Consider the following 15,546-nt stretch of genomic DNA (forward strand, 5'->3'; position numbering starts at 1 on the left):
TCCTACCACTGCCATTGTTACATATTTACTATCATTATTGCAAAAAATAGATTTTAACATTACAAAGAAAGGAGAAAACTATGTCTACACCGTATAAATGCCCAAACTGCAAGACAAATCGCAGCCGTTTTAATATTATTCAACAATTATCACATTCGGTAAAACTCGACCCCCAATCCGGAGAAGTTGTCCGGGAATATGGCGAAAATGATTTAGAACCCTTCCATCTCCGTTATAATGGACCAGAATATCGAGTCCAATGCGGTGCATGCGGCCTAATTGAGGATGAACGTACTTTTATAAAGTTTGGTGAACAGCCTATATAAACCGAAAAAACACCTTTTCAAAGGTGTTTTTTCGCTAACTGAAGATTATTTTCTTTTAAAAAGTCCTCAGAATCTACTTTCCAAGCATCTGCTGGAGAAAAACGAATTAAATGAATGTTACCACTAAATGATTGACTTCCTCTATTTTTTATAAACCAATCCACTACAACTGGAACATCTAAACTTATTTCTTCAGTTAAATCCTCCGGAGGCAGCTCCTCCATTCTAGAAATTCTAACATTTTCTACTTTTACTAAAATTGGCTTCCACTTAATTTTTTGCAGGGAGGCCTCAGCGGTAATCCGTCGATCCTGCTGCTTAAAGCCCGCTATATAGGCATTAATTACATCGTATGGATTCGCTTTTCCTAAATAATCATCTAGTTTCCCAGATGCTTTTAACACCATAAGCATATGTGATAAGTCCATTGAATTGGTCCGATGAGTTGTACTGCCATAAAAATGAATACAAAAATGGCCAGGAAAATTATTCTGAAGTGCACCTGCTCCATGAGGCATTCCATGCATGGAAGCAGCAATCCATTGATCTTTATGCATGACAATAATCGCACGACGCTTCCAGCTCCACTTTCCTCCATAGATTTTTTTCATGATTTTTGTATCTTTTTCCGTTAGTGGCTGTACATCCGCATGATGACTTCCTGCTCTTCGCTGTACTTTAAATTGTTTTCCCGTTTCAATATCCATGACGGTGAATTTGGTGTACTTGGGTAAAATGTGATTGACTTCTTTCCAATTAAGCATTTCTATTTTATAGCTAAGATCTGTGGCTGCTTGAACACCTTGTCCATGTAGGAGGATGATAATTAAACCGACCAGTATTGATACTCTCTTCATGAAATCCCCCCTTTAATGTGAAGTTTTCTACATTAAAAGAGTTACCTGTTTAAGAAATTATCATTCATCTATTTATCGATTTTTCACTTCTTTTTCAAGGTTAGAAAGTTGTGCCTGAATTTGAGCCCATTCAATGTTCTCACCAATAAAAACAAGATTTAACGGTAAATTCATGTATTCTCTCATATATAAAGGCATGCCATATGAAAATTGAAACAGAAAAGGCTGATCAGAATAGTCAAATTTAAGATACCCTTTTATTCGATAAATTGTATCAGGTAAACCTTTCAAAAACTCTTCAAACTCCGTCTGGCTTATTGATTGCTTAAATTGGTAAACAAAAGTGGTCAAATTTAATGGAATCCGTTGTGATTCTTTATCAAATGAAACCGAAAGATTTCTTAAAAGGGTTACTGAAATCTGTGAATAATTCGTCAAAAGACATCTAGCCTTTGAATTAAGAGCCTGCATTTCAAATGTAATGGTTGCCTGCTGTCCCTCTGTAAGTTCATTCATTTTGTTAATAATAATGAAATCAGCATGCCTTACTTGTTCAAGAATTAGCTGCTGCAGCTGAGGGCTGAGGGCCTTTCGATTGATCCATCTCGTACCGTCTACAGTGGTTATGATACCTTTAATGATTAATTTCTCAGCAAACAATGGGGAGAGTATTGCATCTAATACTTCAACCGGATGGGCCGCTCCTGTTGTTTCAATGTAAATAACATCTGGCTTTTCATCGATTAATAAGCCTTGAAGCTGTGCTTCGAGTTTGTCCTGAATGGAGCAGCAAATGCAGCCGCCAAGCAATTCTTTTAAGGCCACATCATCGTCAGAAATGGCATCAGAATCGATCGAAACCTTACCAAGTTCATTCATCATGACAGCTACTTTTCTTGCTGATTTTTGTTCATCCTCTAGCAATCGTTTTAGCAAGGATGTTTTCCCGCTACCTAAAAATCCTGATAAAATATAAACCTCCACTTTTTTCATCTTCATTTCCCTTCCAAATTCAACCTGATTATTTTATTATAGCTGAAAAAAAGAATTAAAAAACCCGACTCCTCGAGGAATCGGGACGTTTCGATTATTTCATTCTGCCTTTTAGGACTTCAACTGCTTTTTGCAATTGAGTATCACTTGTTTTTATTTTTTCTCTTAATTGGTCCATTAACTTTAAAGTTGAGTCCCCTTTTAGAACTCCATTTACTGGGAGCTTCTGTGCTTTTTGGAATGCCATAACAGCCGCTTTTGTTTTTTCATCAAAGAATCCATCTTCACGGCCTGGATCATACCCAATTGCTTTCAGCATTTTTTGGGCTGTTTGAATCTCTGTCGAAGAGGCTGACAATGCCAGTTCTTTATCTGGGTTAATAATTGGTAATGTTGCATATTCTGGTAAGGCAACTTCGTAATCAGGTTTAATACCCTTTTTATGAATCCAATTACCATTTGGTGTCAGCCATTTGGCGATTGTAAATTTCAAGTTGGAACCGTCGGTAAAATCTGAAGCCGTTTGAACGGTTCCTTTTCCAAATGATTTTTCTCCCACTAATGGAATCCCCGCGGACTCTTTTACTGCTGCTGAAAGAATTTCGGAGGCACTTGCGCTCCCCTTATCAATCAACACCACTAATGGAAGGGTTGGATTTCCTTTATTTTCAGATGGTATTTCGGTAATTTTACCATTGCGGTCTTCTTCTTTAACAATAACTTTTCCTTTTGGAACGAACATGCTCGATATGGATACAGCTTGGTCTAATAATCCACCTGGATTCTGACGCAAGTCTAAAACAAGGCCTTTCATACCCTTCTTTTGCAAATCATTTAGGGTTTTAACAAGCTCGGTTGACGTATTGCTAGAGAAACTCGTAATTTGAACTTTAGCAATTTGGTCATCGACCATTTCTCCATAGACCGTTTCTATTGGAATCTCATCCCGAATAATAGGCACATTCATAGGTGCATCGGTTCCAGGTCGTTGAATAGACAATTCCACTTTTGTACCTTTTTTGCCGCGAATCATAGTTACAGCTTGAGTTGAATTCATTCCTTGCAGGCTCTTTCCATTGACGGAAAGGATGATATCATTTGGTTTTAAGCCAGCCTTTTCTGCGGGTGAACCCTTGATTGGCGATACGATCGTAATATGACCATCTTTTTCTTGAATTTCTGCACCGATTCCCTCAAATGATGAGGAAATGCTGCTATGAAAGCTCTTCGCTTCATCTTTACTCATGTAATCTGAATAAGGATCATCGAGTGCCTCCACCATTCCATCGATGGCTCCATTGATAAGCTTATTTTGATTTAAACCTTTGTAATACTTTGTCTTCAATGTATCATATGCCTCATACAGCTTATCAAATTCTTGCCTTTCGTTGGCAGCAGGTACAACCTTTTCTTTGCCAAACGAAAAAGCAACTGTTGTGACCCCAGCGGATAGAAACACCATAAAAAACAAAAGCATTATAAAATGGAATTTCTTTAGGCGAATATAACTAGATTTATTTTCCGTCATTTGCTCCTGTTCAACCTTTTCTTGTTCCTTGTTCTCTTCTTCCAAAGCCTTCACCACTTTCATTTACCGTAAAAATAAGAAATGTTCAAGTTAAAACAATTATTAAATAGCCCTTAATGTTTAGAATAACATCTTTTTTATAAAATTAACAAAGAAAAGATAATAAATTACTCCAATTGCTTAAATGGTTACAAAACATAGCACCTGCTCAGGAGAGCAGGTGCCCATAGATTTAATTCAGATCTTCACTCTTTTTAGGCGAAGTGAGTTTGTTACAACCGATACGGAACTAAACGCCATGGCAGCACCTGCCACCCAAGGTGCCAACAATCCAAAAGCTGCGATGGGAATACCTCCAGTGTTATAAAATAGCGCCCAGAATAAATTTTGGCGAATATTTTTTATGGTCTTATGGCTTAAAGAAATCGCCTTGGGAATCAAGGTTAATTCTCCGCCTAAAATCGTGATATCGGCCGCTTCGATCGCCACATCCGTTCCCGTTCCAATCGCTATACCAATATCAGCGACAGCAAGAGCAGGTGCGTCATTGATTCCATCACCAACCATTGCAACCTTCTTTCCTTTTAGCTGGAGTTCTTTAACATGATTAGCCTTTTCCTCAGGGAGAACCTCTGCGATGACGTTAGTAATTCCTACTTGACCGGCAATTGCTTTTGCTGTTCGTTCGTTATCTCCCGTCAACATAAAAACCTCAATTCCCAACTCCTGTAATTGATGCACCGCCAATTTTGCTGTTTCTTTTACAGTGTCAGCAACCGCAATTACACCCATAATAGAAGAATTAATGGCAATAAACATTGCTGTTTTTCCTTCGTTTTCAAAACGATGCAAGTCCTGTTCAACGTCGGAGTAAGGGATTCTTTTTAGATTCATAAGCTTGCGTGTTCCAATATAAATTTCATCATTGCCAATCTTTGCTTCAATCCCATAGCCCGGAATCGCCGCAAATTTTTTAACAGGAAGTGTACTTGTCCTTCTTTCGATTCCGAATCTTACAATTGACTCAGCTAGAGGATGCTCCGATGACTTTTCAGCTGAAACAAGATACTGCAGGACTTTTTTTTCATCTTGATAGGCGATAAAATCTGTAACGATAGGCTGGCCTTTTGTAATCGTTCCTGTTTTGTCCAAAACGATCGCATTAATTTTGTGGGCTGCTTCTAAATGCTCCCCACCTTTGAAGAGAATGCCCATTTCTGCGCCTTTTCCTGTGCCAACCATGATTGAGGTCGGTGTTGCTAGTCCAAGGGCACATGGGCAAGCAATGACGAGGACAGCGATCGATGTTTCTAATGCCGATGGAATATTTCCAGGATTTAAAACGAAATACCATACAAAAAAGGTAATAAGGGAAATTGTCACAACAACAGGAACAAAGTAACCAGAAATGATATCGGCAATCCGTTGAATTGGAGCTTTGTTTCCTTGGGCTTCCTCAACGATTTTAATAATACCCGCAAGTGCTGTATCTTTTCCCACCTTTGTCGCTGTCATCGTGATTGTTCCATTTTTATTAATTGTCGAACCAATTACGGTATCACCCACTGATTTCTCCACGGGAATAGACTCACCTGTAATCATGGATTCATCTACAGCTGATTTCCCTTGGATCACTTTTCCATCAACAGGAATTTTCTCTCCAGGTTTTACAATTAAGTGATCTGACACTTTTACTTCCTCTATCGGAATTTTAACCTCCACGCCATCACGAATGACAATGGCCTCCTTAGCTTGTAAGCTGAGCAACTTCGAAATAGCAACAGTCGTTCTGCCCTTCGCCATAGCTTCAAATAACTTACCAAGCAGGATTAACGTAATCAATACAGCACTGGTCTCAAAGTAGAGATGTGGGGAGTAATAAGGATTTTCAAGTGTTTTTAATCCTTCAAACAAACTATAAAAATAAGCTGCTGAAGTCCCAAGTGCAACTAAAACATCCATATTGGCACTTTTATTTTTCAATGCTTTAAAGGCAGCAATATAGAATGGTCCTCCAATATAAAATTGGATCGGTGTCGCTAATAATAATTGAAACCATGGATTCATTAAAAGATGCGGTATGGGAAGGCTTAAATCTACTGGAATATGGGCCAGCATTGTATACAAAAGCGGCGTAGAAAGAATGATAGCAAGAATAAGCATTTGCTTCTTATGTTTTATTTCTTCTTCCTTTAATTGTTTTTTTTCCTCTCTTTGCATTTTCTCTTTGGCACCATAGCCGATTTTTTCAATCCTCGCGATAATCTCATTACTAGAAACCAGCTCTGGCTCATATGAAATGGCGGCACTTTCCATCGCTAAATTAACATTGGCTTCAACACCGTCCATCTTATTCAAAACCTTTTCAATTCTTGTTGAACACGCTGCACAGGTCATTCCCGAAATATCTAATTTAAGCTGCTCTTTCATTTGGTTCACCTCAATTATTACAGTACCGTGGCATCCTATGTTTTTCGATGATAATTATCACAACGGCTTGTTTTTACATAATTATTTAATTCGCCATTACAAACAAAAAACCTCTTCCGTTTAAGGAAGAGGAGCCTGTATTACTCTTTTATAGATGCTTCTAATGCTACTTCAATCATGTCGTTAAAGGTTAACTGTCTTTCTTCAGAAGTCGTTTCTTCACCCGTTAAGATGTGATCACTTACTGTTAACACAGACAATGCTTTTCGATTGAATTTAGCCGCAAGCGTATAAAGGGCAGTTGTTTCCATTTCAATCGCTAAAATTTGATATTTAGCCCATTTCTCTAATTCTGCATTATCGTTATAGAAAGAGTCAGCAGTAAAAATATTGCCTACCTTTAAATTTAAACCTTTTTCTAATCCTGCATCGTAGGCTTTCTTTAATAAATCAAAGTTAGCACATGGAGCAAAATCAACATGTCCGAAAGTTAAACGATTCATGTTAGAATCCGTCGAACTTGTCATTGCCAGGATGACATCGCGTACTTTAACATCCTTTTGAATGGCTCCGCATGTTCCAACACGAATTAAGTTTTGAACATTGTAGCTTTGCATTAACTCGTTGACATAAATAGATATCGATGGAACGCCCATTCCAGTTCCTTGAACCGAAATTCTCTTCCCTTTATATGTACCAGTATAACCAAACATATTTCGAACTTCATTATAGCATTTAGCATCCTCTAAAAAGGTTTCAGCAATGTATTTCGCACGAAGCGGATCTCCAGGCAACAATACTGTTTCCGCAATTTCGTTATCTTTCGCACCAATATGTACGCTCATTCAAAATCCTCCTAACAAATAAATAGTACAGATATTATTCTGCACCATAGACACTATATCATAAACCATTTTCAATAGAAAACCTTTACATGAAAAGGACATGAAATTTTAAAATTGTGGGAAACTATTTTTAGAATTAAAAGGAGGTTGAATTTAATGGGAAAGAAACATCGAAGCCGAATAAATGGTCAAAAGAAAAATAACCATATTCCTGCTGAGGCAATCGTTGCAGAACATGAGGCACATGCTAAAGAACATAATGCCACAGGGGGCCGCAAAAGCTAAAAAAAACCTAAGGATGCTTTTTCCTTAGGTTTTGTCATTAGTTAGAGAAGCAATATTCGATTAATGGGAACCCAGCCGCCAGGTTTTAATTGATAATAATGCTGACCGCCGCGCCCTTCATCAATTAAAATGATATCTCCAGTCGTTAAAAATCTCCCACAATAGTCAACTGGAATTCTGTCGGTCACATTAAAACGGCTAAAGGTCTCCTGTAAACAATGTTCCCTGCTATTCGCCTGAATCGTTGTTCGATAAACCTCTTTATGTCCTTTATTTTCTCGGTACTTTGGAGTTTGAAAGATCGTGACATCATATTGAATACAAGCTCTTCTAGTTAACACTTTGATCATCATGGCCCTCCAATTATTTGAATTAATTTTATATTCTAAATAATTGGCGATAACTACTGTCGATTCCTTCTAAGAAATTCCACTTTTTTTGTCGAATAGTATTTTTTTTACACAATTCGTGTCAATTCACGTGAAATTTAGCGTAAATTAATAGATTTTCTAGGAATAGCGTTGAATGACCGATTGAATTTTTTGTGCTAAGTAAGGAATATCAGCGTTTGTAACGGTTAAACGCACATTGGTTTCATCCGCTCCCATGGCCTCAGAGAATATTCCCGCCAGCCCTCTCGCCTTTCGGTCTACTTGAAACATGATATCAAGGGCGCCATTTCCAGATGGAAAGAAAACAACTTCTAGTTCATCTAAACGGCCGCGAAATGACCCAGAGGTTGGTACAAATTCAAATTCTTGAACAAACGGGAGACGTCCACGTAAACGTCTAGGTGCTTCTTCACAATCAGCCTCCCTTATTCTGAAGCCTAAATTATCAATGGCATTAAACACGGCAGCCATTAGAGGACTTGGAACGACTTTTAAATGATCTTGATCACTTGGATCGATACCACCTTTAATATCAAGACCTGTGGCAACCCATACCTTCGATCTGCCAATTGTTAGCGGGGTTTCATACGGCAGCTGGAAAGTAAACGGGATTTCTTTTCTTTCGTTTGCCCTAATCGTAAAGGGAGTCGTTAAACGAAAACGGTCGATGGCCGCTGTGACTGAATACTTCCGATCATCGGATTCTCTTAAGTAAGTAGTGTTTAGAGTCAAATAGATTTCATCTATTTGTTGTTCTACTTTACCACCTCTAATTTCTACGATTCCTTGTACGGTCTCTCCTGGCATATACGTATCCTTTTCAAGCTTTGTGTCTACCTCTGCAGATCCTATTCCTACACTTGCAAATACTTTGTTAAAGAACGACATTTTTTTCTCTCCCTTGATTAAGTATAAATTGTTGAATATCAGCTTTTATTTGAGCGCAGTTGTCATAAGCAGTATCGATTTGCAGGAGCCGTCTAATAATGTGTCTGGCCTCAATTGAAATATCCAGTTCTTCTTCCCAGCTTTTTTCCGGCAAATTCTCTTGACAGGTAAAATTGGAATAAAGCAAAAACAAAAGAAAATGGCCTAATCCATAGAAGTCCGCCTGATAGTTCACCGCTTTTCGTAAATTTAGTTCCTGTTGTCCTTCGCTTTTGGCAGGTTCCAATGGTCTTGCAAGTCCTAAATCAATAAGCCTGATTAGGGAACCGTCTAAAATGACATTGGGTATTCGGATGTCTCTATGGATAATGTTACGACAGTGCAGATATTCAATATGTTCTAATAAATCATAAGTAATTCTAAAGGCTTCCGTTTCAGGAATAACTCTATTCTCAACAAAAATGAGCTGTTCAAAGTTCTTACCGTCAATAAATTCCATTGTATAAAAGGGGGTATTTTTATATGTTCCATCTTCAAAAAACTTTGGAAATCCTGGATTTTCAATAGCCCTTAAAAAATCCTTTTCCAACTCAAAACCTTGTTTTCCAGCTTTAGTCATTCTTTTGTGAAGACGTAGGGCTTTTAATACCTTTTTTGTTTGAGAGAATAAATCAACAACTAGATAACTGTGCCCATAACTGCCCATGCCGAGATGGCTGATCACCTGATAGCGGTCGGCAATTACTTTTTCATTGGCGAACGGTCTTTCAAAAAGAGTGGATAAAAATAAAATGATTTTTTTTAGCATTTACTTAGCTGCTAAAGAAACTAGACATAAAACTTCCACTTTTATGCTTCTTTTTATAATGATGGTGACCATAGTTATTGTGATTATAATGATTCATTTTTTTCCATGCATCACTTGATGAACCATACTTGTGATGGCTGTTGCTAAGCTTACTTTTCATTATTGATTTAAGGATTTTTTTGAACATACCAATCCCTCCTCATCTTCATAAACATATATACGAACAAAAAAAATTTTAGTTTCGTCAATTTAAAAAATATTTTATATTTATCTGACCAAACAAAAAGCGAGCACTGAATGCTCGTCTTTCGTTTTCATCTATTTTAAGAAAGAGATTTCACTCCTTCTATTCATCCTGAACTTCTTCATCGATGATACTCTTTTCAATTAAATATTCGAAGGTAATGTCAGCGAGTTCTTCCAGTTCTTCTTCGCTAGGAACGTATCCCCTTTTTACAAGCTCATGAAAGAAAAATTCGGCAATCTCTTCTGTATCAATAAATACTTCAATTTCTCTCATCGCATCGCCCCCTTTTTACAGAATGTATGATGTACATGGCCTTTTCATGCTACTTCAATTCATTTTAAAAAGAAACATGTCTTTTTTTTATTGGACAAGCATAGGTTGAATTAAAAGAACATTCCACGAGGTGATCTAATGTTAAATTTACAAATGAAGCTAGAGGCATTGATTGAAGACGTAAACAAGGAAGATGGAATCACCATTCAAATGTTCGAGAAGATTTTAGGCTCTATGTTTTTTCTAATCAAGTGGGCGGGAATTCCTTTTGTCTTATATTTATTCTTTATGGTCACACGATTGTAGGCTACACATGGCTTTTGCCATCGTTACTTACAAGGCTTTCCAATTTCCTGAGAATGACACGCATGACTTGATAATATTCCTGGTCACCAAATAATTCATATAAAATACGGTAATCATTAAATATGTCCAAAAGGTTGTCAATGAGTTCTTTCTTTTCCTTTTTTCGTTCGATTTCTTCAAATTCCGCTTTCCTAACGATGTTCTGTAATTGAGGATTTTTCGTTGTTTTCTCCTGCTTATTTACTAAGTATAAGAGGCCTAATTTTTGGATGAACGTGTCAGCACTTTCCGCATCTGCTACAAGTGTCAGCTCCTCTTCCCCTGCTTCGAGCCATTCCCCATCACTTACTCTTGATAGCTCATATATGACATCTTCCCAGGCATCATCCTTATAACGCCAAATTTCTGTGCGGAAGCCAACCACTTTAAATAAATCCGATCCATAGCCACTTACTTGGACCAAATCACCGATAAAAAACTTATATTCTATATCAATTTGCTCCTGTTCCATTATCGTGCCATCATATTCAGAGAGTAATTGGAGGGCTTCTTCAATGAATAGCCCATCACTTTTATTCACTTCATAAACATATTTGCCATCAAGCCATTTTACATCTGTGACCCTGCCAACAGTACCATAAATTGTAATCACGACCGTATCACCGATCTTATATTTCGGTTTTTTTCGTTTAGCCATGTCCTCCCATCCTCTCAAATGATTAGTCGTGAATTTTGATTACAATAGTATATGCTCGCCGTTTTATAAAAGCGCAGACTATTTATAAAATGAAAAAATCGCCTCCCAAGTAAGAGACGATCTTCGCTTTATGATTTGTTTTCCGAAATAATATATAACTGCCAGGCTTCATCGAATATGGACATCGATTCTAAATATTGCCCATTCAATTCGAGGTAAGAGCTTAGTTCATGGTAATCAGTTGAAGTTTTTGGGAAACTATGGTCTAGATATGCATGGTTGGCAAAGGTGCTGATGAGGTCCTTAGGTGCTGGGTGCCGATACTTCATTAAAAAATGATAAAATGATTTGCTCATAGATATACGCCTTTCTAATCCGGATTATTTATATGACATACTATAACGGATAGAGGTTGCAGCGTAAAGTTTCAAGTGACAAAAGCAGCCACTCTGGCTGCTTTTCTTTAAGAGGAGAAATCAAAGTAATTTTTCTTCAATAGTCTTGGGATGGCCATTAATTCTTTATAGGTAATTACTTTTCCAATCTTTTTGCAATCAATTAAAAATAACTGATCCTCGATTTCTTTTATTATCAACTCACTCTGATATACCATCAAACATTCAGGGCACGACAGTGTTGGAGTTTCTGTGATTTCAATTGCCCGAGTTCCATCTGGAATTTCCCAAAAAACAGAGCCGGTGACTCTTTCCACTTTTGTGCTGCTGCACCATTCACAAGCCATAATAACTATACCCCCTCTGCTGCACTGCTTGAATCCTGACTACCCTGTTCTTTTTGCGTTAGTGCTTTAAATTTTTTATCCTTTAATTCATCGCGTTTACTTCGTTTATCCTTTAACGAGGTATGGGTAGGATCCTGATTGTAATCTTTGCGTCTATTTAGCCTTGATAAACCTTCTGGAACAAGATTAAAGTGCTGATCGTTCATGATTCCGGCAATGCCTGCAAGTGAACGTTTTTCTTCCATATCCGGATATACCTCTTGAAAATAACCCTCTGCCCTTCCTGGCACATAATTCTCCGGTTCAGGATATGAAGTAATGACGCCTTCAAAGTTCCTTAGGACAACTTTTTCCGCACTTTGAGAAATTAAATAATTGGGTTGAAGCGCTATTTTCCCGCCGCCACCTGGAGCGTCGACGACAAAAGTCGGTACAGCATATCCACTTGTATGGCCGCGCAGTCCTTCAATGATTTCAAGCCCTTTGGAAACAGGAGCACGGAAATGGCCAATTCCTTCTGAAAGATCGCATTGATAAATATAGTAGGGACGAACTCGTATTTTCACGAGATCATGCATAAGTCTTTTCATAATTGGAACGCTGTCATTAATTCCTGCTAGAATAACAGACTGATTGCCGACAGGTACCCCGCAATTAGCAAGCATTTCGCAGGCACGTTTCGATTCTTCGGTAATTTCAATGGATGTATTAAAATGAGTATTTAGCCACACCGGATGATATTTTTTTAGGATATTACATAGATTTTCTGTTATCCGTTGCGGGAAAACAACAGGCGCCCTAGTCCCAATCCGAATAATTTCAACATGATCAATTTCCCGGAGATTTTTCAGAATATATTCCAAAATATTATCATTAATAAGGAGGCCATCCCCACCTGATATCAAGACATCCCTTACCTGTGGTGTTTGCCGGATATATCCGATGGCTGCGTCTAGCTGCTTTTTCGGAACCCCCATGCCAATCTGCCCAGAGAAGCGCCGTCTTGTGCAATAGCGGCAATACATCGAACATTGATTGGTGACTAAAAAGAGAACTCGGTCTGGATAACGATGAGTTAGACCTGGAACCGGAGAATCTTCATCTTCGTACAATGGATCCTCAAGGTCATATTTGGTTTTATAGATTTCTTTTGAAATCGGAACTGATTGCATTCTTATCGGACAGCGTGGGTCATCAGGATTCATCAACGAAGCATAATAGGGTGTGATATTTAGGGGGATGGTTTTGGTCGAAATCCTGACGCCCTCTTCTTCATCTGGAGTCAAATTGATTACTTTTTTCAGATCCTCTAATGTTCGTATAGTATTTGTCAGCTGCCATAGCCAGTCATTCCACTGTTCGTCCTTAACATCCTTCCAAAGCTCGATATCCTTCCAATGCCTCTTCGGCTTATATAAAAATTGTTTCATCACAATTCCTCCATTCGCGCTTTATTAAATAATATGCAAGTTTTGTGCCAAAGACAAAAGCGGAAGCGCCCGTTTAGAGGAACAAAAAAACGCCGAAAATCCGGCGTCCAGAACTAGAGCTTTTTTAGTTTATATTGTAATGTTTGTCTAGGAATCTCTAAAAGCTTGGCAGCTTGGTTAATATTCCCTTTGCTAAGTTCTAAGGCATGATTGATTAATCTACTCTCTAATGCCTCGATATTTTTTCTAAGTGAAATTTCTTCAGTTGAATCACCGATTCTATGTAGTGGTGCTGGAAGATTCTTCAACATAATCGGCAAATCCTCTTCTGTTAACCATTCCGTATTACAGACGTTCATCATATATTCAATCGTATGCTTTAACTCGCGAACATTACCTGGCCAGTGATAATTCATAAAAAAAGTTTCCAACCTATTCTCCATTCCATTTACTTTTTTATGCAATTTATTATTAAATTCCTCAATAAAATGAGCGGCTAAAAACAAAATATCTTCCTTCCGATCTCTTAATGGCAATAGGGAGAAGGTAAACACATTTAAGCGGAAATAGAGGTCGGAACGAAGCTTCTGGTCTTGAAGGGCATCGCTTGGTTGAACATTCATTGCAGCAATAACACGAACATTTACTAAAATGTTTTCCGAACTTCCGACCCTTCGAACCATTCCATCCTCTAAAACTCTAAGAAGTTTAGCCTGGAGTTCAATTGGCATGGTATGTAACTCATCAAGAAAAAGAGTACCACCATCTGCCAATTCAAATAACCCTTTACGATCAACGGCCCCCGTATAGCTCCCCTTGGCAGTCCCAAAAAGTATGCTTTCAAGCAGAGTCTCAGGAATAGCGGCACAATTTTGAGCAATAAACGGACCTTCAGAACGATTCGACTCATGATGGAGGCCTTGTACGAATAATTCTTTTCCAGTTCCACTTTCGCCATAGACAAGAATTGGAGAATCCGATTTAGCTAGTCTTTTTGCTTCGTCCTTCATGTTAGTAAAACTAGAATCAATGGTCATTAAATCCGCTAATGTATACCTCACCTGTTTGGCTGACTTTTTCTTACTGCTTCTATTTAAGCCTTTTTGCAGGTCTAAAAGTCTTTCCGCAAACAGCTTCATCTGGGAATAGTCTTTTGCTATTTCAACAGCTCCAATGATATCTTTCCCTAGATAGATTGGCAAAGTGGTATTCATTGTATCAATTCTTGCCCCATGTAGATTTAGATACACCTGTGTTTGATTGTAAATCGGCTTCCCCGTTTTGATAACCTTTAAAAGAGTGCTGGATTCTTCTGAAAGAGAGGGGAAGGCGTCAAATAAATGCTTCCCCAGCACTTCCTTCACATTCATCCCATCATGTCTTGCAGCCACTTCATTATAGAAAATCGTTTTACCTTCTGTATTAACTACGTGTATACCTTCATCGATGCTTTTTAGAATGGCTGTTAGAACTTCCTGTGTTAAAGCGGTTAATTGCGCCAATTGGTTCCCCTGCCTTTCTTAACCATTATGATGAGGTGCCGAAAAATGGGCAAAGCCCAAGCCGAAATTCTAGCAGTTTGCCAGATTCTTTACCCACATATTCATATTCTCTAACTTGTCATAAATATAGCAATTGTTCATTAACCTTCCTCTGTAGGAATAGCCTAACTGATATAATACAGCGTTCATGCCAAAGGATAATGACCTTGCAATTGAATACGCACAGAAGATACCATCCCTTTTCAATTCCCCTTCAAGTTCTTGAAGGATTAGCTTCATCAGTCCATACTTCCGATGCTCTGGGAGGGTTGCACAATCTGTTAATTCCGCATTCTTATAAAAAGAATTAATTTCCGCAGAAGCTGCACTGACGATTTTCCCCTGATAAAAAAAGACATAATAAATTGTCCCATCTTTCATGGTCTTTTTCACATATTCAGGATCATGCAGCGGTGTCGGATAGATTTGAAACACTTGTCGGTACAAAGCAGAAAGCCCGGCAGCACAGCTTTCGTCCGCCTTTTTCAATTCATATTCTTTGGGAGGATAGGTTTTTTGAACGGTTGTATCTAATTGATATATACTGTGAACCATTCCATCTTCCGTAATCCAATGGTCATTTAATTTTCGGTCCTGTGTATAAAACTTTGAAAAAAAATGGGCATCTGAGCCATGGAAATAGCGATCAACCACTGCCTCTTGCTGAAGCCCGTGCTCTAGAAATACTAGAAAATCTTCCGTTCGCCCCTTTATAATCAACTTTTCGGCTTGATGATGCTTAACCAGTTCTTCTGCTTTTTCAATAAGCTGATTTAAATTCCCGCGATAATCATCCACACGGATTCGTTTATTAAAAGGATCTAGGTAGACTTCTAGATAAAAACTACTTTCTACCAGATAAATTGTGGAAGCTGTTTGATTCATAGCCTTCACTCCTTTAAGCACCATTCCGGCTGCTTGAAAAAATGTCTGGCCTAGAAATAAGCCAGACATTTGA

At 38.2% G+C, this 15,546-nt stretch carries 19 protein-coding genes; 3 read left to right on the forward strand and 16 right to left on the reverse strand.

Going from position 1 to position 15,546, the window contains the following annotated elements; all coding sequences use genetic code 11:
* The first annotated feature begins 80 nt into the window (after positions 1–80).
* Positions 81–326, forward strand: a complete 246-nt coding sequence (locus ABES02_RS21880) for a DNA alkylation repair protein (RefSeq protein ID WP_430139588.1) — start codon at positions 81–83, stop codon at positions 324–326.
* Between the two features lie 17 nt (positions 327–343).
* On the opposite strand, the gene ABES02_RS21885 is transcribed toward ABES02_RS21880, so the two are convergent.
* The 5 genes from ABES02_RS21885 to deoD form a co-directional block, all read right to left on the reverse strand.
* Positions 344–1,183 (reverse strand): hypothetical protein, encoded by an 840-nt coding sequence (locus ABES02_RS21885; protein WP_430139590.1) that lies wholly within the window; start codon positions 1,181–1,183, stop codon positions 344–346.
* A 72-nt stretch (positions 1,184–1,255) separates the two neighbouring features.
* On the reverse strand, positions 1,256–2,176 hold the full coding sequence (locus tag ABES02_RS21890; protein ID WP_430139592.1) for a CobW family GTP-binding protein: 921 nt from the start codon (positions 2,174–2,176) through the stop codon (positions 1,256–1,258).
* 94 nt (positions 2,177–2,270) lie between these two features.
* Complete coding sequence (locus tag ABES02_RS21895; RefSeq protein ID WP_430139594.1) at positions 2,271–3,767, reverse strand: S41 family peptidase; 1,497 nt, start codon at positions 3,765–3,767, stop codon at positions 2,271–2,273.
* Positions 3,768–3,941: 174 nt separating this feature from the next.
* Positions 3,942–6,134, reverse strand: coding sequence for a heavy metal translocating P-type ATPase (locus ABES02_RS21900; RefSeq protein WP_430139595.1), 2,193 nt, complete (start codon positions 6,132–6,134; stop codon positions 3,942–3,944).
* Positions 6,135–6,274: 140 nt separating this feature from the next.
* Positions 6,275–6,979, reverse strand: a complete 705-nt coding sequence (gene deoD / locus ABES02_RS21905) for a purine-nucleoside phosphorylase (RefSeq protein ID WP_430139597.1) — start codon at positions 6,977–6,979, stop codon at positions 6,275–6,277.
* 156 nt (positions 6,980–7,135) lie between these two features.
* On the opposite strand from deoD, the gene ABES02_RS21910 reads away from it, so the two are divergent.
* Entirely contained in the window at positions 7,136–7,264 is a 129-nt protein-coding gene (locus ABES02_RS21910) for a hypothetical protein (protein ID WP_263315207.1), read from the forward strand.
* A 41-nt stretch (positions 7,265–7,305) separates the two neighbouring features.
* On the opposite strand, the gene ABES02_RS21915 is transcribed toward ABES02_RS21910, so the two are convergent.
* The 5 genes from ABES02_RS21915 to ABES02_RS21935 form a co-directional block, all read right to left on the reverse strand.
* Complete coding sequence (locus ABES02_RS21915; protein WP_430139598.1) at positions 7,306–7,617, reverse strand: hypothetical protein; 312 nt, start codon at positions 7,615–7,617, stop codon at positions 7,306–7,308.
* 156 nt (positions 7,618–7,773) lie between these two features.
* Entirely contained in the window at positions 7,774–8,544 is a 771-nt protein-coding gene (locus tag ABES02_RS21920) for a sporulation protein (protein ID WP_430139600.1), read from the reverse strand.
* Positions 8,531–9,352: a serine/threonine protein kinase gene (locus ABES02_RS21925; RefSeq protein ID WP_430139602.1), complete on the reverse strand. Its 822-nt coding sequence runs from the start codon at positions 9,350–9,352 to the stop codon at positions 8,531–8,533. Before ABES02_RS21925 ends, ABES02_RS21920 begins: the two co-directional genes overlap by 14 nt.
* Positions 9,353–9,356: 4 nt before the next feature.
* Complete coding sequence (locus ABES02_RS21930) at positions 9,357–9,539, reverse strand: hypothetical protein (protein WP_430139604.1); 183 nt, start codon at positions 9,537–9,539, stop codon at positions 9,357–9,359.
* 159 nt (positions 9,540–9,698) lie between these two features.
* Positions 9,699–9,872 carry a YozD family protein gene (locus tag ABES02_RS21935; RefSeq protein WP_223593216.1) on the reverse strand — a complete coding sequence of 58 codons (174 nt, stop codon included), beginning with the start codon at positions 9,870–9,872 and terminating at the stop codon, positions 9,699–9,701.
* Positions 9,873–10,010: 138 nt separating this feature from the next.
* Between ABES02_RS21935 and ABES02_RS21940 the strand changes: the two genes are divergently transcribed.
* A complete protein-coding gene (locus tag ABES02_RS21940; protein WP_430139606.1) occupies positions 10,011–10,178 on the forward strand; it encodes a hypothetical protein in 168 nt (55 codons plus the stop codon).
* A 1-nt stretch (position 10,179) separates the two neighbouring features.
* Here ABES02_RS21940 and ABES02_RS21945 read toward each other — a convergent pair whose 3' ends face one another.
* The 6 genes from ABES02_RS21945 to ablB form a co-directional block, all read right to left on the reverse strand.
* Positions 10,180–10,875, reverse strand: a complete 696-nt coding sequence (locus ABES02_RS21945; protein ID WP_430139608.1) for a hypothetical protein — start codon at positions 10,873–10,875, stop codon at positions 10,180–10,182.
* Between the two features lie 128 nt (positions 10,876–11,003).
* On the reverse strand, positions 11,004–11,231 hold the full coding sequence (locus tag ABES02_RS21950; protein WP_430139610.1) for a YozE family protein: 228 nt from the start codon (positions 11,229–11,231) through the stop codon (positions 11,004–11,006).
* Between the two features lie 107 nt (positions 11,232–11,338).
* Positions 11,339–11,617: a YokU family protein gene (locus tag ABES02_RS21955; RefSeq protein WP_430139612.1), complete on the reverse strand. Its 279-nt coding sequence runs from the start codon at positions 11,615–11,617 to the stop codon at positions 11,339–11,341.
* 5 nt (positions 11,618–11,622) lie between these two features.
* Positions 11,623–13,047: a lysine 2,3-aminomutase gene (gene ablA / locus ABES02_RS21960; RefSeq protein ID WP_430139613.1), complete on the reverse strand. Its 1,425-nt coding sequence runs from the start codon at positions 13,045–13,047 to the stop codon at positions 11,623–11,625.
* Positions 13,048–13,160: 113 nt separating this feature from the next.
* Complete coding sequence (locus tag ABES02_RS21965; RefSeq protein ID WP_430139615.1) at positions 13,161–14,549, reverse strand: sigma-54 interaction domain-containing protein; 1,389 nt, start codon at positions 14,547–14,549, stop codon at positions 13,161–13,163.
* Between the two features lie 69 nt (positions 14,550–14,618).
* Positions 14,619–15,542 carry a putative beta-lysine N-acetyltransferase gene (gene ablB, locus ABES02_RS21970; RefSeq protein ID WP_430139617.1) on the reverse strand — a complete coding sequence of 308 codons (924 nt, stop codon included), beginning with the start codon at positions 15,540–15,542 and terminating at the stop codon, positions 14,619–14,621.
* Positions 15,543–15,546 lie beyond the last annotated feature (4 nt).

The organism is Neobacillus pocheonensis (assembly GCF_050477905.1).
GTDB lineage: Bacteria > Bacillota > Bacilli > Bacillales > Cytobacillaceae > Neobacillus > Neobacillus pocheonensis_A.